Here is a 22,670-nt window from a genome sequence, read left to right on the forward strand (position 1 = left end):
TGTTCTTTGTTGCAATTCAATATTCATTAATAGATAACTAAATATTTGTAATACAGAATTTTAATAAAAATCTGAAGCATAAAAAAAGGCAAGATTGTATCTTGCCTAATTTGAGGCGTTAACTTAAATCCTTGCAATAATCATTAGCTGATTATGGTTAAGGATTGCTAACAATCAAATGTAAAAATTATTCCTTTTGGTATTTGAAGCTTTATGCAAAGCCTATAATTTATTATGCGAACGCTTCCCATGGCACATTTTGTCTAGGCTCAATTAGCTCTGTTCGATATTACTTATAACCCCAATTATTCCTGGATTTAATCGGAAGTTTCTTCAAGAAGAAAAAAATAGTTTTATAATGTGCAAGAAAGCTAATCTGGTCCTTAACGGCGGGTTTCTTTTTCAGGAAATATCCATCCAAACCTTTTCTTTTCAAATTTCATGATCATTCCTTCTAAAGGAATTTTTATAAGAATGCCTGTTCCTTTGTAGTTTTCGATAATCAGACTGCCCTTTAACCTTTCTATTCTGAGCTTAATATTACTTAAACCCATTGCATTTATTTTCGTAACATTTGGATCAAAGCCAATCCCATTATCTTTTATAGAATAAATAACTAGACCATTACTAATGCTTATTCCTAAATGGACTGTGGTGGCTTTCGAATGTTTAAGCGCATTATGCACAACTTCTTTTATCAGCAAGTAATTATTCCTTCTGATTTGGCTTGTAATGATTACATCAGGAATATCATTTGGCATCGACGCCGTAAATGTAATGCTCGAATGTTCAAATAATTTTCTAGACTGTCCTTCTATAAAATCGAAAAGGCTTTCTAAATTGTCACTTTCAGCATTCGTACTCCATATAATTTCATTTATTTTATCAGCCATTTCATTAATCATAACATTAATTTGCCTGATTTCGTCAACATCTTTTCTGTTTTTACTGGCTACTTCCGAAAAAAGCTTTATAGCAGATAAACCTGCACCAATTTCATCGTGCATTTCACTACTTATTCGCTGTCGTTCTGCATCTATATATTTTTTTTGTTCAATATAGTTTCGGTGTGAATAATGGTTAATTGTAGAGTTTTTAGTGAAATAATAAAATATGATAATACCTAGTGCAAGTAAAAGAATAGATCCAATAATCCATTTATTTGATATTGAAGAAAATACATTATCACTTAGAATAAGTAAACCTAAATTACCAAAAACTGGAGAATTAACAATAAATTGAGATTTTGTATTAGTAATAACACTTTTAACAGTATTTAAATGATTTTTTATATATTTAAAACTGTGTAAACTTTGCAAATAAATAGCTAATTTGCTTGGGCTTTGCAGGCGAGCGGAGTTAGCTTTTAAAAGGAGATATATATTTTTAAAAGGATAATATTTTTCTAATACATTCGTATTGATTAAGTTATCATTTTTTCCAAAAACAGAATATAAAGATTCCTTTTGAGCTATTTTATTTTCTCTATGCAACCCATTATTAGTTAAAGGGTGATGGATTAAGAATAAATAAACTGCTGATATAGTTAATAAAACAAGTTTTAGCTTATAATTTTTCGTCATAGTTTGTTAATACGCAGATGATTTACGAATATAACACAATAGTACCTTTTACTTAAATCTAAATTAGTTGAATAGTATGATTTCTGTTTCCATTGTTGAAGATCATGATAATTATCGTAACTCTTTGGTTAAAGCTATCGAGGAAAATGGATTATTCACGATAAATGGAGCCTATTCATCAGCCGAAGAGGCTCTTATTAATTTACCGCTTAACCCACCCGACATAGCTGTAGTTGATATAAAATTAAAGGCTTTATCTGGGATCGAACTTATTCAACAAATAAAATCACATTTACCTCTTACACAATTTCTTATGTGTACAGGTTATCAGAATAACGAATATGTATTTAGTGCATTAAAAGCCGGTGCATCTGGCTATATTGTTAAAGGCTCTTCTTCTTTCGAAATTCAAAATGCAATTGTAGAACTTTACAATGGAGGTTCGCCAATGAGTCCGTACATTGCCAGAAAGGTTATAACATTACTTCATCAAAAAAGCGACGAAAACAGCTTTGGTTTGAGCAGTAGAGAATTAGAAGTTTTATCACTTTTGAGTGAAGGACTTTTATATAAAGAAATATCTGATAAATTACAGATTAGTCAAAATACCGTAAAAAACCATTGCAAAAATATTTATAAAAGATTACATGTTCAAAACAGAGTAGAAGCTTTAAATAAATTTAGCCAATACAACTTGCATTCAAACGAAAATCAAGAATAGCTTTATACTCTATCCAACAAGCTAACTGACTCATCGTTTTCATCAATTTTCTTTTCGCTATCTTCAATAGCTGGAAAATCATAAACTTTTTTAAGCAATTTAGCAGGATTACCAACCATTACAGAATTATCTGATACATTTTTAGTTATAACTGCTCCTGCACCTATTGTTACATTATTACCAATTTGTATATTTCCGATAATTATTGCGCTAACGCCAATATCTACATTATCGCCTATTTTTGGGGCACCGCTAAATGTATTATCTATTAGCTTTTTACGTCCTACTACCGACAGCTGACGAAGTGTGCAATTTATTCCAAACTCAGCTTCATCATCAATAAAAGTACCTCTTCCATTCTCAATCCTAAAATCCTTTCCAATTTTAGCAAACAAGCTAATTTGAATTCCAGAGATCCATTCGATAAAGATTTTATACAAAATAAGGTACCAGAAAAAAAGTATTGTTAAAATAGTTGTATTACGAGCCCATTTAGCAATCCTATAACTTATCATGATGACTTGGCTATTTACATTTCCACTATTAGCCTTCCAATCTTGAAAGATATTATAAGAAACCCCGTTGCTATCAGAACTGTTCATTTAGTTTATTTATTAGAGGCATAATTTAACAAATCGTGAGAACATTTTAAAGACACATTTATTTATTTTAAAAAAAAATAAATAAAGTTGATTAAGATCAAAAACAAAAACTCTAAATCGTAATGAGGTTAACGTAAAATAATAGAAATTATTTAAGTAAATATTTAGGCTAGTTTAGTTTATTTTTCAAATTGTTTAACGAAAAATACTACCTAAATTTAAAAAATAAGTTTTAACAAGCAAATAGCCCTTAAAGGCTACTTTACTTTATTATTTTTATTACAACCTCGTATTTAAATATTGTATTTTACTGTAAATCAGGCATCTTCCCCATTCCAAACATCGTCATCTGCATTTCTAAGTTCGTCGTGACTTCCAGTTTCGCTTTTAAATTCTTCGTGATGATAATTTCTTTCAGGATTTTCGGGTAGCATATCATCCTCGTTGGATGATGCTTTTCTAAGATGCTCTGGTTTTTTAACTTCTGGTAAGTCATCATGAATTACTGAAGGCTTTAGAATTCTTTTACTGGGATTTGTATTTCGTTCCATAAATCAAGATTTAACCTAATCAAAGGTCAACTAAAATATTGAGACTAAAACAATCTATTTTAATCTTTCCTTAAAGAATTTGGAAAATAATTTATCCTGCCAGCAAAATTAGCTGGCAGGATATTTTTTAATAGTTACCTGTTACACCAAGCTCAAGTCCACGTAATTCGGCTAAACCGCGTAAACGCCCAATTGCAGAATAGCCAGGATTACTTTGTTTAGCTAAATCATCTAACATCTGGTGGCCATGATCTGGCCGAAATGGTATAGATTTATCGCGTAAAGCATTTTCTTCTGATAATGCTTTCATAATATCGTACATATTTACATCGCCACCTAAATGATCGGCTTCGTAAAAACTTCCATCTTCATCTTTAGTTACGTTTCGCAAATGCGCAAAATAAACTCGGTGTTTTACAACATTAAAAATCTCCAGTGCATTATTATCAACCCCTGCTCCTAAAGAACCTGTACAAAAACATACGCCATTGAATGGCTTATCAACATTTTTTAAAATATAATTAAAATCGTCAATTGTACTGGCAATACGTGGCAAACCCAAAATCGGATAAGGTGGATCATCAGGGTGAATAGTCATCTTTATGCCTTCTTTTTCGCAAACATTTGCAATTGATGAAAGGAAGTAAACCAAATTATCTCTCAACCCATTAAAACCGATGGCTTTATATTCATTTATACTATTTCTAAGCGTTTCCAGTTCAATTTCTTTTTCATTAGGAATACCCATAAGTACATTGATTCTTAAATCATCAAGCTGATGCTCATTTAAAGTAGCAAATTTGGTTTTTGCACGTTCTAAAACCGAATGTGGGTAATCATTTTCGGCATCAGTTCTTTTTAATATGTATAAATCAAAAATAGCTAGATCAATCCAATTAAAATATAAAGCTTTTGAACCATCAGTCATTTCTAAATCTAACTGCGTACGTGTCCAATCCAAAACTGGCATGAAATTATAGCACACCGTTTTAATACCAGAAGCCGCCAGGTTTTGAAGCGAAATCTTATAATTTTCGATAAACTTATCCGCATCTCCCCTTCGGGTTTTAATGGCCTCGTGCACTGGAACACTTTCAACTACAGACCAGGTTAAACCTGCTGCTTCGATAATTGATTTTCTTTCTTGAATATCGGCCAATGGCCAGATTTCGCCATGAGGAATATGATGCAACGCGGTTACAATTCCTGTAGCGCCTGCCTGTTTTACATCTTGCAAACTAACTGGATCGTTTGGACCATACCAACGCCAGGTTTGTTCTAATTTTTTAAATTTCGTTACCATAAATTACACACCTGAAAAAGCACTAAAACCACCATCAACTTTTATATTTTCGCCATTAACAAACTTTGAAGCATCGCTTAATAAATAAACCAAAGCACCTATTAACTCATCGGGATTACCAAATCTTTTAAATGGTGTTTTAGTAATTATAGATTGTCCTCTTGCGGTAAGAGAACCATCTTTATTGGTTAATAAATCTCGGTTTTGATTGGTGATAAAAAAACCTGGAACTATTGAGTTCATTCTGATTTTATCGCCATAGCGATTTGCTAATTCGATTGCCATCCATTTGGTATAGCTATCGATAGAAGATTTAGCCAGCGAATAACCTAAAACTCTTGTTAAAGCCTGCGTTGCGGAAACAGAAGAGATATTAACGATGCTTCCACCCTGTTTTGCTATTTCTTTACCGAAAATTTGCGTTGGTAAAATGGTGCCAAATAAATTTAAATCGAATGCTTGTTTTAATGCAGAAATATTTAAATCGAAAACATCATTTCCGGGTTGAACAACTGCTTCTGCAACATTGCCACCAGCAGCATTTACTAGGGCATCAATTCTACCAAATTCTGATAGAATTGATGCTTTGGCTTTCATTAAATCTTCTTCGCTTAATACATCGGCAAGAATATAAATTGATTTGCAACCTGCAGCCTTAGCATCTTCTGCTCTTTTCTTTGCAACCGCTTCATTTCTTCCGATGATAACTATAGTTGCATTTGCAGAGGCAAGGCCATTAATAAAAGCTTCGCCTAAAACGCCTGTAGCTCCTGTTAATACTACAACCTTATCTTTTAACGAGAAAAGGTTAAATTCTTTTATCATTAATTTAGTATTATTCGATTACCAATGTGGTTATAGAGCGAGGTAAACTTGTTGTTGTTGCAGCTTCTCCTTTGATCCATAAACTATATTTTAATTTTTCGTTAGATTGATTCATAACCACAACAGCAATTTTACCATCAGTATTAATGAAGGCGGTTGCTTCTAATTTATCGCGGCTTGATGCCGAACCAATTCTCTTTGCACCTGGACGAATGAATTTAGAGAAGTGCCCCATGTAATAAAAAGCATTTGTATAAATTAATTTATCTGATTTTACATCTGCATGAACTGGTGCAAAACAGAAATTACCAACGTGATTTGGTCCACCGTTTTCATCTAAAAGAATGTTCCAGTCTGTCCACGCAGCAGTTCCACTATTAAAATCGTTGATCATCGAATTACCGTAACGTTCTCCCAAAGTCCAATCATCAAGTTTAGTTACGTCGTATTTTTCTTTACATCCTTCTGTAAAAATTAAGGCTTTATCAGGATAAGCCTCATGTGTTTGTTTAACGTTTCCAAACTGCATGTTGCTACCTGTCCAGGTTTCGTACCAATGAAAACCAATACCCCAAACATATTTCGCCGCGTCTTTATCGTTTAATATGGTCGAAGCTCTCTGAAAGATCTGATCGCGGTTATGATCCCATGCAATTAGTTTTTTTGAAGCTAAACCAGATTTGTGAAGCGTTGGTCCTAAGAAATTTTTAATAAAATCACGTTCTTCTTCGGCAGTGTAAATACAAGATTCCCACTTTTGTTTTGCCATAGGTTCATTTTGAACAGTTAAACCCCAAATAGGCATGCCCATAGATTCGTAGGTTTTTATAAATTTCACATAATGATTTGCCCAACTTTGACGATATTCTGGAAGTAAATGCCCGCCTCCAAGTACGTTATTATTGTCTTTCATCCACGATGGTGGCGACCATGGGCTTACATACAATGGAAGTTTACCGCCAGCAGCTTTAATGGCTTTCTTAATTAACGGGATTTTAAATTCCTCATCGTGTGCAACACTAAAGGTTTTTAATTCTTTATCATTATCCTGAACGTAGCTATAACTACCGCTTGAGAAATCGCAACTTGCAATATTAGTACGTGCTAAAGTATATCCAATTCCACTATTTGGATTGTAGTATTTCTCCATCAACTCATCTTGATTTTTCTTAGATAGCTTTGCAAATGTTTCGGCAGAAGCATCGGTTAAGGCGCCACCAATACCAACCAAAGTCTGGTATTTTACTGTAGGATCGATGAATATACATGGCTCAGTTTCAAATGGCTGTTTATTTGTGGCGAAATTTAAGGTTTCTGTTTTGCGGATTCTTAAATCAGAATTTTGAGCGGTAACATACACCGATACTTTTTTATTACCTACTGTATAAGCCTGAACAGGTTTAGCTGCAGAATTATTAGCTTTTTTTGTTTGAGCGCCAGCGGTAAACGCCGTTGCCAAAACTAAAATTAGACTTAGATTTTGTTTCATTTTCATCACTCGTTTTATTTCTATAATGTTCTGATGCAATATTATTAATTTATTGTAATCGTTTTATTTTAAAGTTTTATTAATTTGATTAAGCAAATAGTCATTCATATCAGAGCTATATTCCCAAAACATTACACCGCCCATATCATTTTTAAGTACGTATTTACACTTCTCCTTTGCCGATTCTTCATCATCAAAAGTCATATATTCTTTAGTTGTTTTATTAAAAATATAGGGTGCTTTTGCTTCTTTATCCCGATAAAATATAAAGCCATTTTTATTAATTAAACTATCTTTTATAAAAGTATAACCTTTTCCATATCTACTACTTAGTATAGAATCACCTAAACCATTAATTGAGTTAGGTTTTAAAGTAAAAGCACGACTATAAAATGCTATTCCCATTACCAATTTATTAGCTGGAACCCCAGCCGCTAAAAATTCTTTAAAAGTTTTATCTGCGCTATGTTCAGCAGTTATTGTTTTTGAAGGATAAAGATTTGTGTGGTGTCCTGCAATAGTTGCACTGTAAAAATCGTAAGTCATCAAATTTACGTAATCGAGATATTGTTGCACTTTATCCATCTCCGTATGCTTAATGAAATTAGTGAAACCACCAACTGCAATTGTTAATAGCTTTTTTGTATTCCGACTTTTCTCTAAAGTATCGAGTTCCAATCTCAATTCCTTTAGCATTAACGTAAAATTCTCTTTGTCTTCTGGTCGATAAACATTTCCTTCTTCACCAGAAATACCAGGATATTCCCAATCTACATCTACCCCATCCAAATTATACTTTTCGATGATTTTGACCGCACTCGAAGCAAATGCTTTTCTAGAGGTGTCTGTTAATGCAGCATCAGAAAAGTTCTCACTCCACGACCAGCCACCAATAGAAATCAAAATTTTAATATCAGGGTTAACTTTTTTAAGCTTATTAAGGTTTTGAAAATTTACAGTATCTGTTGCTTCTCTATTTAAGAAGGCCCTGTTATTTTTAACATTGATAAAAGCATAATTTATGTGTGTTAGTTTATTTGCATCGATTTTACTTAAATCGGCCAGGCCTTTATAACCGCCAACATAGCCTATAATAACTTTTTTGCGAATTGCGACATTATCGGAGCGCATAGACATAAAAACAAATGCACCTAAGAACGTAAAACCAATTAAAATTTTAACTAACCTCATATTTCCTATTTTTTACTTCTTAATAATGCCTCAAGGTAATAGTAATCTGCGTAATTAATCGGTACGTCAATTTCAGATTTCGCAGGTAAGTGGCCTGTACTGTGCTCTAAAATAAAACCATAATTATCGCCAGGTTTACTTATATATTTCGTGCTTAACGAAAGCAAAATTTTATCGGCTGCTGCCTTATATTGCTTACCATTTTTACTGTATTTTGCTAGTTCGTATAGCGCTGAAGCTGTAATTGAAGCAGCTGAAGCATCTCGTGATACATTCGGTATTTTTGGATCGTTGTAGTCCCAATAAGGAATACCATCTTCAGGCGTTATTTTTGAACTTAAAATAAAGTTTGCAATTCCATCAGCCTGTGCTAAATAGGTTTGCTTTTTAGTTTCTCTAAAACACATGGTATATCCGTACAATGCCCAAGCTTGTCCGCGAGCCCAGGCCGATTCGTTTGCATAACCCTGAGCGGTTAATTTTTGTAAAACCTTACCATTTTGAGTAGTATCGTAATCGATAACATGGTAAGAACTGAAATCTGTACGGAAGTGATTTTTGATTGTGTTATCGGCATGAGAAATAGCAATTTTATAAAATGATGAATCGCCAGTAAACTTAGTCGCTTCAAAAAGTAATTCCAGATTCATCATATTATCGATAATAACAGGAAATTTCCATTTATCGCCATTATGATCCCAAGATTTCAATACACCAGCAGTTTTATTAAACCTTGTTGATAGTGATTTAGCCGCCTGAATGATAACGGAGCGATAGGCTGTATCTTTTGTAATTTTGTAACCATTACCAAATGGACAGTAAATCATAAAACCTAAATCATGTGTCCCTTTATTAAATTGTTCCTTTTTAATATCCTGTGTATATTTTTTTGCTAAATCAAGCCACTTTTTATCCTTTGTGTATTCATAAAAGTACCAAAGCTCTGCAGGAAAAAAGCCGCTGGTCCAATCTTTAGAAACGACCATTTTAAACTGACCTTTTTCTACTGTTCTGGGCGAAACCAGATTAGGTTTTAACTTTCTGGCTGAATCTACATTTTTAACCAATAAATCTGTCTGTTTTTCAGCCAGTTTAAACGCTTTTGCAACATCAATCTTTTGTGCATTTACAACACTAAAAGACAATAACATTAAGCCAGATATTTTAATCCTTAAGTTCATATAATTACTTTTTACTTTCTTCTACTTGTTTTAAATAAAGAGATTTAGGATTTAAACCATCTTTGTTTTGCCCTTCCCAAACACCATTTGGTCTTTCTGCTAAACGACCATCATATTTCTTAGCTTTTAATCCAATTGCATAGTTTTTACCACTTACGTATGGACTTTGAACTGCCGCCTTAACTGCCGTACAATTCCATAATACTTGATTAACACCAGACCAACCATGACCTGTTCCCCAGTTTCCTCTATCCTGAATATTAATTTCGCCATCGGTAACAACATTATCGTAAAGTGTAGCAACTGCCCAGCGATGATGTGGACCAATATCTGCTTTGGCATTTTCAGATTTACAATTGTAAAAAACATTAGGTCCACAAACCTTTGCACCCGTTACATAATCGTGCCTACCTTCTGATGCGAAACAGTTCATAAAAAGATTAAGCTGTCCATCATTGTTAAAGGAATACCTCCTACCGCCAATAATTTGCGACTTTGGCTCGAGACATTTACTATCCTGAACCGTAATTTGCTTACTGTCGTTACCTAAGTTAACGCAAGAATATCCAAAATAACGACTTGTCACATTCTTAATCCAGCTGTTTTCTATTTTGTTAAAAGAAATGGCATCCCAACCGTGTTCTTCATCTATGTCGCCTTCATATTCAGATTCGAGATATAAATTCTCAATCCCGACTTCAGCAATGCGACCATTAAAATTATACTTGTAAATTTCTCCTCCTCCATATTGATCCTCCATTGCCATTACAACAGGATTATCTATTGTAATTTCATTGCCTTTAATTGCCGTTATTACTCTTTCAAATTGCAAATTATAATCTGCGGCTATCCATTGAACAGTACCTGTACCAGGTTCTATTTGATCCATTTTTAGATCCTTAATCCATTTGTCAGTACCTGGTCGATAAACTATAATTTGATCGCCGACATTTAAACCTTGTGTTGATGCGATTGCAAAACTTTTCGCCCCAACTGGAACATAATGATTTGTAATCTTCACCCGTGTATCCTTAATTTCATTTACTTTTCCATTTCCAGAAGCGATGATTGTTTTTCGTTTACCTCTTCCAGTAGCTATTAATCTTGTTTCTTCGCCTTCACCACGAAGTACAATTCCACTGGCTAATATTTTTAAACTTTCGGGGATTTTATAGGTACCTTTTTTTAGTAAAATCGCTCCCCGAATACCATTTTTGTCAGCTTGTTTTTTTGATAAATCATCTATGGCCTGTTGAATTTTTTGCTGATCAGAGTCGCCTGTTGCAGAAAGTGTTAAAACGACTTTAACTTCTGGTATTGCTTTAGTATTTTGATGATAACCTACTCTGCTAAAATCAGGTATAGTATTTCCCTTTTCATCAGCAATATACTTTAAACGGCCATTTGATTCAATTTTTACAAATTGAGATTCCCATTTTTGTGCGAATCCTTGATGTGTAATAAACAGCATCGTTATACACAAAACCACAATATTAACTTTTCCTTTAAACGCCATTTTTATAACCAAATTAAAGGATTACGGATTGGCAGATTTCTAATAACTTCTTCTATCTGTGGTTGGTGTTCTAATTTTTTCCATGTATTTAGCCAGCTTGTTTCGTTATATGCATTGGCACCAAAAAGCAAGAAAGGTTGTGCAACTGGCCAATTATCCCAATACATAACATCTGGCGCTAACGTCCATTTGCTTTTATCAGCTATAAAAGGATATAAAAATGAAATCCCTTTTTTTATTGATTTTCCATCTGCAGTACTAAAATTCCAAAGATTTTCTTTTGGGGTTGATAAAATTTGACAAAGCATGGTCATCGCATCTAAATTAAAAATAGCGTAACCATAAGGCTTAGTACGTGCCATTTCCAAAGGAAAACTTCCATCAACTGCCATTTGGTTTGGGAGTAAGTTGGTTTTGAAATTGGTTTTAATGGAATCGAGCATATTTTGATCTCCACAAAGTTTAGCGAATGAGGCAACTTGCATTGCCCAACAGGTGGCGTGGTTGTTTTTAACTGTTTTCTCTTGAATACCAGGTTTACTCGTATTTAACCATAATATATAGTCGGCAAACCATTTTTTAACTCCCCTTGCAGTTTCATTATCAAAAGCTTTTGCCTTTTCCATAATTAATGCACCTTGCGCAACTTCCATTAAATGTATAGTATCGATAATACCATAATTACGACCAGTAAACTTACCTTTAACCGCCTGTGCATACAGTAAGTTAGGATTCATTAAGGTTTCAGGATTAATAAACCAGGCCTTTAAATGTAAAACAGCTTGCCTTACATATTTCTCGTCGCCAGTAATTTTATAGGCAGAGGCCAGAACACCAATAATCTTGCTCAAGCGAACCATAGCTTTTCTGTGCTCCAAAAAGTTATCAGGATTGGTTAAACCATCTCTATTAATGTATGGCCCATCGGGGTTTTTAGGATCTGGCCAAAAATAATCTGCCTCCGAAAAGAAATCGTGTTTTCCACCTGCACTTCTTGGCGATGATGACGCTGTTACCGTTATAGGTTTCTCTTTTAGAGCCCAATTTGCTTCTTTTAAAATTTGTTTTTTCAAAACGGCTTCCGCTTCCTGCTCTACAGTACCTTTGGATGGACTTAAAGCCGAAAAAGATGTTAACATTAAATAAAATAAGCTAACTAATGTAATTGATAGGGTTCTTTTCATAATTTAAAGCTCTGTAAATACGGTTGGTAATCCTTCTGACTTAACAGAAACAACACTTTTACCTTTATTTAATTTTATACTGATTATTGCTCGTCCGTTGTAAGCCTGAACTTTTCTCGATCCTGAAGATGTTCCAAGGTTATCGAGTAATTTTCCATCGCCAGTTAATCCGAAATTGATCCAGTTAATGGCATCCAGGCATTGTACGCCTTTGTTGTCATATAATTTTACTTCGACAGTTGCTTCGTCTCCTTGTTGGCTTATCTTTTTCAATTCCATTTTTGCAGGTTTTTCCCACTTCTCTGTTTGGTAATTGAATTTAATTTCATCCGTTACCATTTCCTTTCCCTTTTTACCAATTACCTTTACTATGTTTTCGCCTTTTGCGAAAGGTAAATTCCATCTCAAGCCTGCTGCAGGGTAATCCTGGCTATTGCGTTTCTTGATTCCAAAGCTTTTACCGTTTAAAAACATTTCGGCTTCGGTGCAATTGGCATAAACTTTAACCATTTTTTCTTCGCCTTCATCACCCCAACGTACGGGCCAGGTATGACCATAAATGTGGATCATGGGTTTATCTGTCCAATAAGATTGAAAAACATAGTAAGACTCTTTTTTAGTTAGGTCGCGTTCTACCACCCCTTTTTGGTTCATATACGGTACAGGATTATCAGGTCGAACAGGGGTCGAAAAATCTTTGAAAGGCCAATATGCAGTTCCGCTTAACCAGGGCATAGTTTCTTGCTCTTTTAAATGCCAATCTATCAGATTTGTTATGTACGATTCACTCCAATCTCCATCTTTTGAAATTCTTGCTGCCCCTCCATATAACGAGGCATCACCTGCACGTTCATCGGCGCTTCCGCCTGTTTTAATTTTACTTAAAGCCTTATCAGGATTTTCTGAATGGCGCATTGCATGGCTATCGCCTCCCCATTCTACGTGTAAAAAGCGTTTTACTTTCTTAAACTCATCTTCCGACACTTGTTTGTAATCGGTATAAACACCGCGGTACCAACCAGCCCAAATAGAAGGCGAATACACATCAACAATATCACTGCAGAAATCGCATCTTCTAATGGCGGTATATCGAGATGCATCCAATTTATGTGATAAATCATTCAGCTCCTTCATAAAGGTTCTGATTTTTTCTTTATCAAATTCGGGAAAATCTCCAGGCCAATCGTTTTCATTGCCTAAACCCCAAATCATAATGGATGGATGATTGTAATGTTGCTCAATCATATTTTTTAACATCGTTCTGGCTTGTTGCTTATAAATATCGCCACCTAAACCTCCGCGGCACCAGGGAATTTCTTCCCAAACGAGAATACCCAAACTATCACAAAGATTTAAAACGATACGCGATTGCTGATAATGACCTAAGCGAATAAAATTTACACCCATTTCTTTCATCATTACCATTTCCTTTCGGATAAGGTCTTCTGTCATTGCAGCAGCTAAACCCGCCTGGTCTTCGTGGCGGTGCGTACCACGAAGCAACAACCGCTTTCCGTTTAGCTTAAAAGGCCCTTTTTCAACAAAATTTATATTTCTGAAACCGATTTTTTCTTCGCCTTTATAATTACTTTCTGAGGAGATGATTTCATATTGTACTGTGTATAGTGCGGGCTTATCTGGTGACCAAAGTATTGGTTTTTTAACTTCTATGTTTAATAACTGTAAATCTTCACTTATTTCGAATTTCTTATATGTTTCATTAACAATTTTTCCACTCGGATCAATCAGTTTTAATCGATAACTACCTCCTCCGTAATGATTTGGATTATAAAACCTGGCTTTTACGTTGAGCTTACCCAATTTACCGAGAGAATCTACCTCAGCTTTTGCAAACATTTTATCTATAGAAAGCGCTGGTAAATAAACTAAATTGAGGTAACGATAAATACCGCCATAAACATTAAAATCTGATAAATTAGAAGGAATCATTTCTAAATCCCTCGAATTATCGGTTCTTACCGAAATTGGAACTTTACCTTTGAACTGTTTTTTATAAACATCACTTTTCTTGAAAGCTTCAACAGCATCTGTAATATCAACTGTCCACTCATCGTAACCACCAACATGCGCTCCTACTTTTGTTGTATAAACATAAACCTCGGTTTTTTGTCCTGCACCTTCAAAATGTAGAATTGTTCTACCTTTTTGATAAGGATTTTCGACAGCCAACTGTGTTCGATACCAAGCTGGCCCTTGATAATAATTAACATCGGGATCTACCGCATCTTCTGCATTAACGCAATGCGGTAAAGTAACGTTTTGCCACAATGGAACAGATTCGGGGTTACCCAAACCTACAGGGCGAACAGACTCCCAAATGCCACCCAAATCTTGCTTAATAAATTCCCAGTTATTATTTAAACGTATGCTTTGCTGTGCCGACGATAAATAACTGATAAACAGAAAACTTATTAAAAATAAATATTTTATTTTTTTAAACATATTTTAGAATTAAACCTTTAAACGCAGTCGCTTTTTTTCTAAATAAGAAACAATACCAATTACCAAAAAAGCTATAAAAAAAGACCTTACTATACCACCAAACCCATTACTTAAAAATTTAGGAAAATGAAAATGAAACAGCGTGAAAACAGAGTAAAGTAAGTAAGGAATTAGGTAACAAGTTAAGGTGCTTGTACCTGCAGGCTTGATCACATTAAACCAATTATTTTTTCCTTTAATGTCAACCAGAAAAATTAGCAATTTAAAAACCAGAATGGTTATGCCCATGCAAATAAACACCCATGCAGGAGTTGCATATATTTTTGAAATTCCACCAGCATAAGGGCGGATAAACATGCCAATAGCAATTGAAATTAAACCTATTAATGCGAGCTGTATCCAAAAATCCCTATAATCCTTATTATTAACGAACCGAGTATATAGTAAGGAAATAATAATCCCACCTACCATTAAGGTAATTGATGAGGCATCTCCAATTATCCATAAGCGAAGATTTAATAAATTCATGTGAACACTGATATTTATTCCTGCAAACACGAGGAATGCCAAGATTAAAGCCATTAAATTTCCTTTACTAAGTAGAAAAACAAATGCAGATACCAAATAAGCCCATCCAATTATACCTAAAATACCCCACCAATGTGGTTTTAATCCTTCAACATGTGTTGCATTCCCCCCTCGATATATTAATGCGAGAATTGCTAAAAGCAAAACACCAGTAATAATAAACGCTAACTTTTTAACTTTTGAAAAACTTTGAGGATAATCTAACCATATCATAAAAAAAGAAATGGTAATCAGAATTGTATAAATTGAATAAGGTAAAAGTGCAGCTTCATTATTATAGTTTTCTAGATTAACTTGAAAAAATCCCATTACTATAAGCGCTGTTGATCTTAACAGAATATACATGGCGATTGAAGAAAACGGCTTTCCTTTATCTATTCTGCCTTTTATTGCAAACGGTAATGATAAACCAACAATAAACAAAAATGCTGGAAAGATGAGATCTGAAAAGCCCATACCGTCAACTTCTGCTTTAGTATGTTCTATCCATTCTGGAATATTTCGTACGCCTGCCACGTCGTTAACAAAGATCATTAAGAACATTGTTATCGCTCTTAATACATCAACTGATAAAATACGTACAGGTAAATTTTTCATGTTTGAGAATTAATATATCTTTCTTAACTGTATCGCGTTTAAGACAGGTTTTCCTATAATTTCATTAAATTCGACTGAAATACCTTTTCCGTTTTGAATGGTTAACCTTGTTTTTTTCTCTACTGCTTTTGTATATCCGAAATCTTTGGCCAGATTTAGTTGCTCGAGAAAAAGAACATTGTTAATTGTGACATTGAAAATGCGTTGTTCTTCTATCTCTTTTTTATGGTTATTATCTAAATTATAAGCTAAAGCCTCCTTAGTTTCGCCACCTACTAATTCAGCGAAATGCAGAACCAGTTCGTACTCTCCATCTGGCACATCGAATTTAAACTGCTTAATTCCTACTTGTTGGGTTTGATATACCGGATCATTATCTGTTTGAAGAATATTTTTATCGCTTCCATATAAAATCCTATTATTGGTTCCTTTGTACGCTTCTCCGCCTATCCAACCCCAACTACCTGTTTTGTAAGGTTGATCTGGTAACCATAATTGCTGATTTTTCTCATCAATATAAAAGCGTTTTGAACCTAAAAGGATGTTAATATTCTTAAAAGGGATTTTATCAGAAAATTTATAAGGTTGCAGCTGGAAATCAATATCAGCTTCATCGGTATTAAATCCCGAAACAACTTTAATCTGATTTATACCATCAATAAAAGAAACCTGCCATTCGCAAATATGATCTGTCGCTTCTTTAACTCCAAGGCTTTTACCATTCAAAAACAGCTCTGCACTTTTTTGGTTTGTAGCCACTTGTAAAGGTTGTGTGCTGGTTAACTTTAAAGAGTCGGCTATGCCTGCTCTGGTTTTCCATTGCGCAGAAGTAATTTTTAAATAAGGTTTATCAGAAAGATAAGCATGATAAAGGAAATAAGTATCTTTCGGTTGGCGACCAATGGTTAACAAACCCTTATTATTAATATGTGGCATGGTTTCCTCGCGGGTTTCAGAATTAAAATCGGCTAAATTCCAAGCCATTCCTCCACTTACAAATGGCCGCTCTAGCATTGCGTTTAAATACGTTTGATGAAATTTAGTAGCATATTCTACGCTTTTATCAAATCGAACTGGTTGAAAAGAACGAATTCTTGGATCAGCATCAGCACCGTATTCTGTAACTAAAAATGGTTTATCAGGTAATTCTTTATGATGGCGATCTAAAAATTTTCCGAAATCAGCTGGTATTCCAGAGTACCAACCTGAATATAAATTCCATCCAACAATCATTGGTATCTTCGTTAATCCAACTCTATTGTAATTATCAAAAGCCCCGTGGTTAACCAACATTGTATATCTTGATGGATCGAGTTTTCTGGTTAAGTCATCTAACTGTTGAGCCAATTCGCGGATATGATTGAAATAAATTTCCTGGCGAGGCTTATCATTTACAAACTTTGGGCGTAATAAAATTTCGTTCATGTAAGCCCAAATTACCACGCTTGGATGATTAAAATTTTGTTTAATCATTTCAGTTTGCATATTCAGGCTGTTGGTTGTAAAGGCTTCAGATTCGGTAATGGTATTAACCAAGGGCACTTCTACAGATGCCAGAATGCCTAACCGATCGCAGGCCTCCAATATTAGCGGATCTTGCGGGTAGTGTGCTATTCTTAAAAAGTTACCGCCCATTTGTTTAAGCAATTCCACATCTTTAGTTTGTAGTGCATCTGGAACAGCATTACCTAGACCTTCATAATCCTGATGGCGACTTGCACCAATGATTTTCAATGGTTTATCATTAAGAAAAAAACCTTTCTCTGCATCAAACTTAAACCATCTAAATCCTAATGGATTTGAAATCTGATCTAATACAACTTTTGAACCAGCATCACTTATTTTTGTAATAATTCGATACAAATAAGGATTTTCTGGCGACCAAAGTTTGGGTTGTTTAACAGTTTTAAAATCCTGAACTATTATTTTATTTTCTCCAGAAGCAATGCTAACAAGTGAATTTTGTGAAGCAATTTCCTTACCGTCTGCATTTACTAAACGATTATTAATTTGAATCTTTTTAGTAGCTGCTGACGAATTATCTATTAAACTTTTAACCTGAATGCTTGCTAAATTAGCTGATACCTGTGGTGTAGTGATATATACACCCGAACTTCCATTATCATTTTGCGTAAAATGAACAGGTTCGGTAATTAACAAATTTACATTACGATATAAACCACCAAAAAAGGTAAAATCTGCAGTTAAAGGTGGAATATTTTCGTTAAAATAATTGTTTGCCCTAACTTCAATTACATCATCCGTAAAATTTAAAAACTTCGTAATGGAAACTGTAAATCTTGTATAACTCCCAATATGCTTACCAGCACTTTTACCGTTAATTAAAATTTCAGCCTCTTGAGCAACGCCATTAAAAACAAGAAAAATTTCTTTTCCCTTTGATGATTGATCTAATTTAAGTTTTCGTTTATAAATACCTAATCCACGATAATAACCTGGTGCATCGTCTAAAACATCTTTATCATTCCATGTATGCGGAATATTAACGTTTATTGATTGACCGTTTTCTTTTTGAAATGCCCAGCCATCGTTTAAGCTGATGAGCTGCCTTCCTGGATTTTGCGAAAAAGAATTTAAGGCAAAACTTAATATTGCGAACAATAAAAGTGTATTCTTTTTCAGTTTTAAGCTTTTTAACATGGATGATTTAAATGCTGATTATTTTATTAACCGATGTTTTAGTTGGTTAATGTGAAATCTTTTTCTAGTTTAATTTTATCTGATGCGGTACCAATCATTAGTTTGAAATCGCCTGCTTCTGCACCCCACTTTAATTGTTGGTTGTAAAAGGATAGTTTTTCTTTATCAATAGTAAAACTTATGTTTTTAGCTTCTCCAGCCTTTAAACTAACTTTTTGAAAATCTTTAAGTTCTTTTACTGGTCTAACTACTGATGCGAACTTATCTTGCAAATACAATTGAACAACTTCTTCGCCATCATATTTACCTGTATTTTTTAAAGTGAAACTCACGTTAATTTTATCGTTCATTGTAAATTGAGTTTTGCTAAACGATAATTCACTATAATCGAAAGTTGTATAACTTAAACCATGGCCAAATGCAAATCGAGGACTATTTGGCGAGTCCAGGTATGCTGATTTATAGTTTCTATCTTTATCGCTATTTGAAGGACGACCTGTACTTAAATAATTGTAATAAAGTGGAATTTGACCTTCGCTACGAGGGAAAGTCATTGGAAGTTTTCCTGCGGGATTATAATCGCCAAACAAAACATTTGCCATTGCATTACCAGCTTCACTACCTAACCACCAGGTATACATTATCGCTGGAACGTTATCGGCTGTCCAGTTAAAAATTAACGGACGACCCGCCATAAGCAACACCACAACTGGCTTACCTGTAGCTTGGATGGCTTTTATTAAATCTTCCTGAACACCAGGAATATGAATATTAGTTTTGCTTTTTGCTTCACCACTCATATCCAAAGTTTCGCCTGCAGCAATAATTACCACATCAGCTTGTTTAGCTACCTCTACAGCCTCTGCAAAACCTGTTTTTGAACTATCAGAAATTCCACAGCCTTTGGCGTATAAAAGTTCTGTTTTATCTCCTACTTTATTTTTTAACCCTTCGTACAAAGAAACCAGCTTATCGTTTTCCCATGCTATAGACCAAAAGCCCTGCATATCTTTTTCTGATTTTGCTAATGGTCCGATAACGGCTATCTTTTTTAAATCCTTAGAAAGAGGTAATGTTTGTTTTTCGTTTTTTAACAGTACTATACTTTTCTCTGCCATTTTTAATGATGCGGCTCTATTTTCAGCTGAGTTTAATTCCTTTTTTTCACGTTCTACATTACTGAAACGATAAGGATCATCAAACAGCCCCAATTCAAATTTCTTACGTAAAATTCTTCTAACAGCATCGTCTATTAATGCAACAGATACTTTTTTATCCTGAACCAGTTTAGCAAGAGATGGTAAATAGCTTCTACTTTCCATGTCCATGTCACTACCTGCTTTTATGGCTAATTCTGCTGCTTCAGATTTATTTTTTGCGTAACCGTGATTAATCATTTCCCCTATCGAACCCCAATCACTCACCACAAAACCTGTATACTTCCATTTACCTTTTAAAATATCGCGTTGTAGGTAAGTATTTCCTGTAGCTGGTATACCATTTAAAGTATTAAAAGAATTCATAAAAGTTGCCGCACCAGCATCGAGCGCAGCTTTAAAAGGAGGTAAATAAGTTTCCCACAAAGTATGTTCGCTCATATCTACGGCGTTATAATCTCTCCCTGCAATTGCAGCACCATAAGCGGCAAAGTGTTTTGCGCAAGCCATAATGGCATCAAGGTTTCCTAAACCCTTTCCCTGAAAACCATGAACGCGGGCTTTTGCTATTTGCGAACCTAAGTAAGTATCTTCTCCTGCGCCTTCCATTACCCTGCCCCATCGCGGATCGCGGGCAATATCCACCATCGGTGCAAATGTCCAATGTACACCAGATGCAGCTGTTTCTCTTGCGGCAACCCGTGCTGCATTTTCCATTTCAGCCAAATCCCAGCTTGCAGCTTCTGCTAAAGGAATAGGAAAAGTAACTCGGTAACCATGAATTACATCTAAACCAAAAAGCAAAGGAATTTTCATCCGCGATTGCATTGCAGCTTCTTGTACCTTTCTGGTTTCGGCAGCTCCTTTTACATTTAACAGGGAGCCAAGTTTACCTTCTTTTATATCCTTTAACTTATTTGGATTGTTGGTAATTGGACCAGTTGCATCGCCTCCAGTATATTGATTTAGCTGACCAATTTTTTCATCCAAAGTCATCAGTTTTAAAACTGAATCGATTTTCTTTTCAATTTTTTTATCCTGCGCTAAAGCATCTGTAAAGGGAAATGCTAAAAGAAGTGCAAACGGAAGATATTTTTTCATATTTATTTATCTTGAAATTTGGAAAGCCTTATTTATATTTTTCTTGCATTTGATTGTAAAAGTTTTTAAGCACAAAATAGGCTTTCTTCTTTTTGCCTGTTTCGGTCATAACCCCTTTACGGTTCCAAAAATTTTGGTAAACTGGATGTTGTCTTCTCGGAGAGCGGAAATCAGCTAAAATCCATGGAATGATACCACGAAGTGACGATATTTTGCTTAACATAGTCAGCTGGTTTTTATATAACGCTTCCTGATATTCTTCACTCCATCGTGTGTTTTCATCAGCATGAAAACCGCCTAAGGCATCGCCCCCAAACTCTGTAATTACTACTGGTTTATTGTATTTAATATTAAAATCATATTTGGTAATTTCGCTTGGTACACCGCCAAAATACCAGCCAGCGTATTCATTAAAGCTTACCAAATCTATCTTTTCACCAAGTGGATCATTCAGAATCATGGTATTACCTTCACGATGAACTTCTAATGCCGCAGCAACAAGTCTTGTATCATCTAAAGATCGTGCAGTTTCTGCCAGATTACTCATAAAACTAAGTCTAGGTGCGCTTAATGGTGTTTCGTTACCAATTGACCAAACTACAACACTGGCTCTGTTTTTATCACGAGAAATTAAATCGGTTAACTGTTGTTTTGCATTTGCATATGTAACTGGATTTTCCCAGCTGATGGTCCAGTAAACAGGAACTTCAGCCCAAACCAGTAAACCCATTTCATCGGCCAGGCGAATCATTTCTTCGTTATGAGGATAATGAGCCAAACGAACGTAATTACAGTTCAAATCTTTAGCCCATTGCAACATCATACGCATATCGCCTTGCGAACGTAAACGACCCTGCAAAAGCGGATTCTCATCATGCATAGAAATTCCGCGAAAGAAAACCGATTTTCCATTTAGTAAAATACTATCGCCCTTTACTTCAATAGTTCTGAAACCAATTTTATCTTCAATATTTTCATTTGCAGATTTAATATTTACTGTATAAAGCTTAGGGTTTTCTGGCGACCAAAGGCTAAGGTTATTCCAAATAAAAACCTCACTTATTTTACCTTCGCTATCTGTTTTATAATCTTTTTTAAGATTTAATTCGGGAATAGAAACCGAAACTTCCTGACCTGCAAAAGCATCAGCAAGTTTTAAAGAGAAGCTAATTGAATTGTTACTGCCCTTTTCAAGCTGCATTTTGTAATCAGCAATAAAATGCTCGGGTAATTCTGCTAAATAAACATCGCGGGTTATGCCTCCATAATTCCACCAATCGGTATTAACAGTTGGTATTTCATCAGGTTTCCTTGTATTATCGGCCTTAACAACCAATGAGTTATTTCCAGATTTTAATTTCCCTGTTACTTCAAATTGAAATGGCGTAAATCCCCCTTTATGGATACCCAATTTTTTGCCATTCAGGTAAACATGAGCTTCATAGTTAACAGCACCGAAATAAACAAAATAACGCTTGCCTTTTTCTGGCTGTGCATTAAATTTTCGTCTTAACCATACAGTGCCTTCATAAAGTTCGAGTTTTTCTGATTGTGAGTTCCAGTCGCCAGGAACATTCATTTGAGGCGAACCATCAAAATTGTATTCTATTAATTCACTTTTATTTACCTGTTCTTTATCATCAAAAAAACCTCCCGTACCAGTTTTCGTTTGGTCAAATGGTTCGTGTCTGTAATCGTAAAATCCATTTTCATACGGATCTACAATATAATTCCATTTACCATTAAGGCTTTGAATTTTACGGGCCTGAATATTTTGAATAGAGCTAACCTGAGCAAAACAAATTGAAGAAAACAGTGAGAGGCAAATTATAAAAACTCTAGAAATAGATTTAAGCATAACGTATTGTTTTAAAAAATGATTAATAACGTAAAACTAATAATTAATTAGTGGACGGTATTGCCACCGCCCACTAAAATTAACCTAAATTTAATTTAA

The 22,670-nt window shown here is 34.6% G+C and carries 16 protein-coding genes; 1 reads left to right on the forward strand and 15 read right to left on the reverse strand.

The features are described 5' to 3' along the window. Positions 1-383: 383 nt before the first annotated feature. Positions 384-1,583 (reverse strand): sensor histidine kinase, encoded by a 1,200-nt coding sequence (locus tag ACZZZI_RS18040; RefSeq protein ID WP_463490445.1) that lies wholly within the window; start codon positions 1,581-1,583, stop codon positions 384-386. A 76-nt stretch (positions 1,584-1,659) separates the two neighbouring features. On the opposite strand from ACZZZI_RS18040, the gene ACZZZI_RS18045 reads away from it, so the two are divergent. Continuing rightward, complete coding sequence (locus tag ACZZZI_RS18045) at positions 1,660-2,304, forward strand: response regulator transcription factor (protein ID WP_316758726.1); 645 nt, start codon at positions 1,660-1,662, stop codon at positions 2,302-2,304. 2 nt (positions 2,305-2,306) lie between these two features. Here the strand turns inward: ACZZZI_RS18045 and ACZZZI_RS18050 are convergent, their stop codons facing one another. The 14 genes from ACZZZI_RS18050 to ACZZZI_RS18115 all read right to left on the reverse strand — a co-directional run bounded on the left by ACZZZI_RS18050 (position 2,307) and on the right by ACZZZI_RS18115 (position 22,571). Then, entirely contained in the window at positions 2,307-2,906 is a 600-nt protein-coding gene (locus ACZZZI_RS18050; RefSeq protein WP_424059291.1) for an LbetaH domain-containing protein, read from the reverse strand. A gap of 317 nt (positions 2,907-3,223) precedes the next feature. Beyond that, a complete protein-coding gene (locus ACZZZI_RS18055; protein WP_316758723.1) occupies positions 3,224-3,457 on the reverse strand; it encodes a hypothetical protein in 234 nt (77 codons plus the stop codon). Positions 3,458-3,584: 127 nt separating this feature from the next. After that, positions 3,585-4,760: a mannonate dehydratase gene (uxuA, locus tag ACZZZI_RS18060; protein ID WP_463490448.1), complete on the reverse strand. Its 1,176-nt coding sequence runs from the start codon at positions 4,758-4,760 to the stop codon at positions 3,585-3,587. Positions 4,761-4,763: 3 nt separating this feature from the next. Then, positions 4,764-5,585, reverse strand: coding sequence for an SDR family oxidoreductase (locus tag ACZZZI_RS18065; protein ID WP_463490450.1), 822 nt, complete (start codon positions 5,583-5,585; stop codon positions 4,764-4,766). Positions 5,586-5,595: 10 nt separating this feature from the next. Continuing rightward, positions 5,596-7,074: a glycoside hydrolase family 30 protein gene (locus tag ACZZZI_RS18070; protein WP_344764034.1), complete on the reverse strand. Its 1,479-nt coding sequence runs from the start codon at positions 7,072-7,074 to the stop codon at positions 5,596-5,598. Positions 7,075-7,137: 63 nt separating this feature from the next. Then, positions 7,138-8,265, reverse strand: coding sequence for a glycoside hydrolase family 18 protein (locus tag ACZZZI_RS18075; protein WP_463490452.1), 1,128 nt, complete (start codon positions 8,263-8,265; stop codon positions 7,138-7,140). Between the two features lie 5 nt (positions 8,266-8,270). Further along, on the reverse strand, positions 8,271-9,446 hold the full coding sequence (locus tag ACZZZI_RS18080) for a glycoside hydrolase family 88 protein (protein ID WP_463490454.1): 1,176 nt from the start codon (positions 9,444-9,446) through the stop codon (positions 8,271-8,273). A 4-nt stretch (positions 9,447-9,450) separates the two neighbouring features. After that, positions 9,451-10,962: a hypothetical protein gene (locus tag ACZZZI_RS18085; RefSeq protein ID WP_463490456.1), complete on the reverse strand. Its 1,512-nt coding sequence runs from the start codon at positions 10,960-10,962 to the stop codon at positions 9,451-9,453. A gap of 2 nt (positions 10,963-10,964) precedes the next feature. Beyond that, positions 10,965-12,146: an alginate lyase family protein gene (locus ACZZZI_RS18090; RefSeq protein WP_424059305.1), complete on the reverse strand. Its 1,182-nt coding sequence runs from the start codon at positions 12,144-12,146 to the stop codon at positions 10,965-10,967. A gap of 3 nt (positions 12,147-12,149) precedes the next feature. After that, positions 12,150-14,609, reverse strand: coding sequence for a glycoside hydrolase family 2 TIM barrel-domain containing protein (locus tag ACZZZI_RS18095; RefSeq protein ID WP_463490458.1), 2,460 nt, complete (start codon positions 14,607-14,609; stop codon positions 12,150-12,152). 9 nt (positions 14,610-14,618) lie between these two features. Beyond that, positions 14,619-15,794: a DUF5009 domain-containing protein gene (locus tag ACZZZI_RS18100; RefSeq protein ID WP_463490460.1), complete on the reverse strand. Its 1,176-nt coding sequence runs from the start codon at positions 15,792-15,794 to the stop codon at positions 14,619-14,621. 9 nt (positions 15,795-15,803) lie between these two features. Continuing rightward, the gene (locus ACZZZI_RS18105; protein WP_463490462.1) at positions 15,804-18,455 is read right to left on the reverse strand and encodes a glycoside hydrolase family 2 TIM barrel-domain containing protein; all 2,652 of its coding nucleotides are present in this window, start codon (positions 18,453-18,455) and stop codon (positions 15,804-15,806) included. A gap of 38 nt (positions 18,456-18,493) precedes the next feature. Then, positions 18,494-20,713, reverse strand: coding sequence for a glycoside hydrolase family 3 N-terminal domain-containing protein (locus ACZZZI_RS18110; RefSeq protein WP_463490464.1), 2,220 nt, complete (start codon positions 20,711-20,713; stop codon positions 18,494-18,496). A 28-nt stretch (positions 20,714-20,741) separates the two neighbouring features. Then, entirely contained in the window at positions 20,742-22,571 is a 1,830-nt protein-coding gene (locus ACZZZI_RS18115; protein ID WP_463490466.1) for a glycoside hydrolase family 2 protein, read from the reverse strand. Positions 22,572-22,670: the final 99 nt, after the last annotated feature.

The organism is Pedobacter sp. AC190, from assembly GCF_979258025.1.

Excerpts from the sequence above, each read along its gene's own strand:
- ACZZZI_RS18040 (WP_463490445.1), bottom strand. The coding sequence starts at position 1,583 with ATGACGAAAAATTATAAGCTAAAACTTGTTTTATTAACTATATCAGCA.
- ACZZZI_RS18045 (WP_316758726.1), top strand. The coding sequence starts at position 1,660 with ATGATTTCTGTTTCCATTGTTGAAGATCATGATAATTATCGTAACTCT.
- ACZZZI_RS18050 (WP_424059291.1), bottom strand. The coding sequence starts at position 2,906 with ATGAACAGTTCTGATAGCAACGGGGTTTCTTATAATATCTTTCAAGAT.
- ACZZZI_RS18055 (WP_316758723.1), bottom strand. The coding sequence starts at position 3,457 with ATGGAACGAAATACAAATCCCAGTAAAAGAATTCTAAAGCCTTCAGTA.
- uxuA (WP_463490448.1), bottom strand. The coding sequence starts at position 4,760 with ATGGTAACGAAATTTAAAAAATTAGAACAAACCTGGCGTTGGTATGGT.
- ACZZZI_RS18065 (WP_463490450.1), bottom strand. The coding sequence starts at position 5,585 with ATGATAAAAGAATTTAACCTTTTCTCGTTAAAAGATAAGGTTGTAGTA.
- ACZZZI_RS18070 (WP_344764034.1), bottom strand. The coding sequence starts at position 7,074 with ATGAAACAAAATCTAAGTCTAATTTTAGTTTTGGCAACGGCGTTTACC.
- ACZZZI_RS18075 (WP_463490452.1), bottom strand. The coding sequence starts at position 8,265 with ATGAGGTTAGTTAAAATTTTAATTGGTTTTACGTTCTTAGGTGCATTT.
- ACZZZI_RS18080 (WP_463490454.1), bottom strand. The coding sequence starts at position 9,446 with ATGAACTTAAGGATTAAAATATCTGGCTTAATGTTATTGTCTTTTAGT.
- ACZZZI_RS18085 (WP_463490456.1), bottom strand. The coding sequence starts at position 10,962 with ATGGCGTTTAAAGGAAAAGTTAATATTGTGGTTTTGTGTATAACGATG.
- ACZZZI_RS18090 (WP_424059305.1), bottom strand. The coding sequence starts at position 12,146 with ATGAAAAGAACCCTATCAATTACATTAGTTAGCTTATTTTATTTAATG.
- ACZZZI_RS18095 (WP_463490458.1), bottom strand. The coding sequence starts at position 14,609 with ATGTTTAAAAAAATAAAATATTTATTTTTAATAAGTTTTCTGTTTATC.
- ACZZZI_RS18100 (WP_463490460.1), bottom strand. The coding sequence starts at position 15,794 with ATGAAAAATTTACCTGTACGTATTTTATCAGTTGATGTATTAAGAGCG.
- ACZZZI_RS18105 (WP_463490462.1), bottom strand. The coding sequence starts at position 18,455 with ATGTTAAAAAGCTTAAAACTGAAAAAGAATACACTTTTATTGTTCGCA.
- ACZZZI_RS18110 (WP_463490464.1), bottom strand. The coding sequence starts at position 20,713 with ATGAAAAAATATCTTCCGTTTGCACTTCTTTTAGCATTTCCCTTTACA.
- ACZZZI_RS18115 (WP_463490466.1), bottom strand. The coding sequence starts at position 22,571 with ATGCTTAAATCTATTTCTAGAGTTTTTATAATTTGCCTCTCACTGTTT.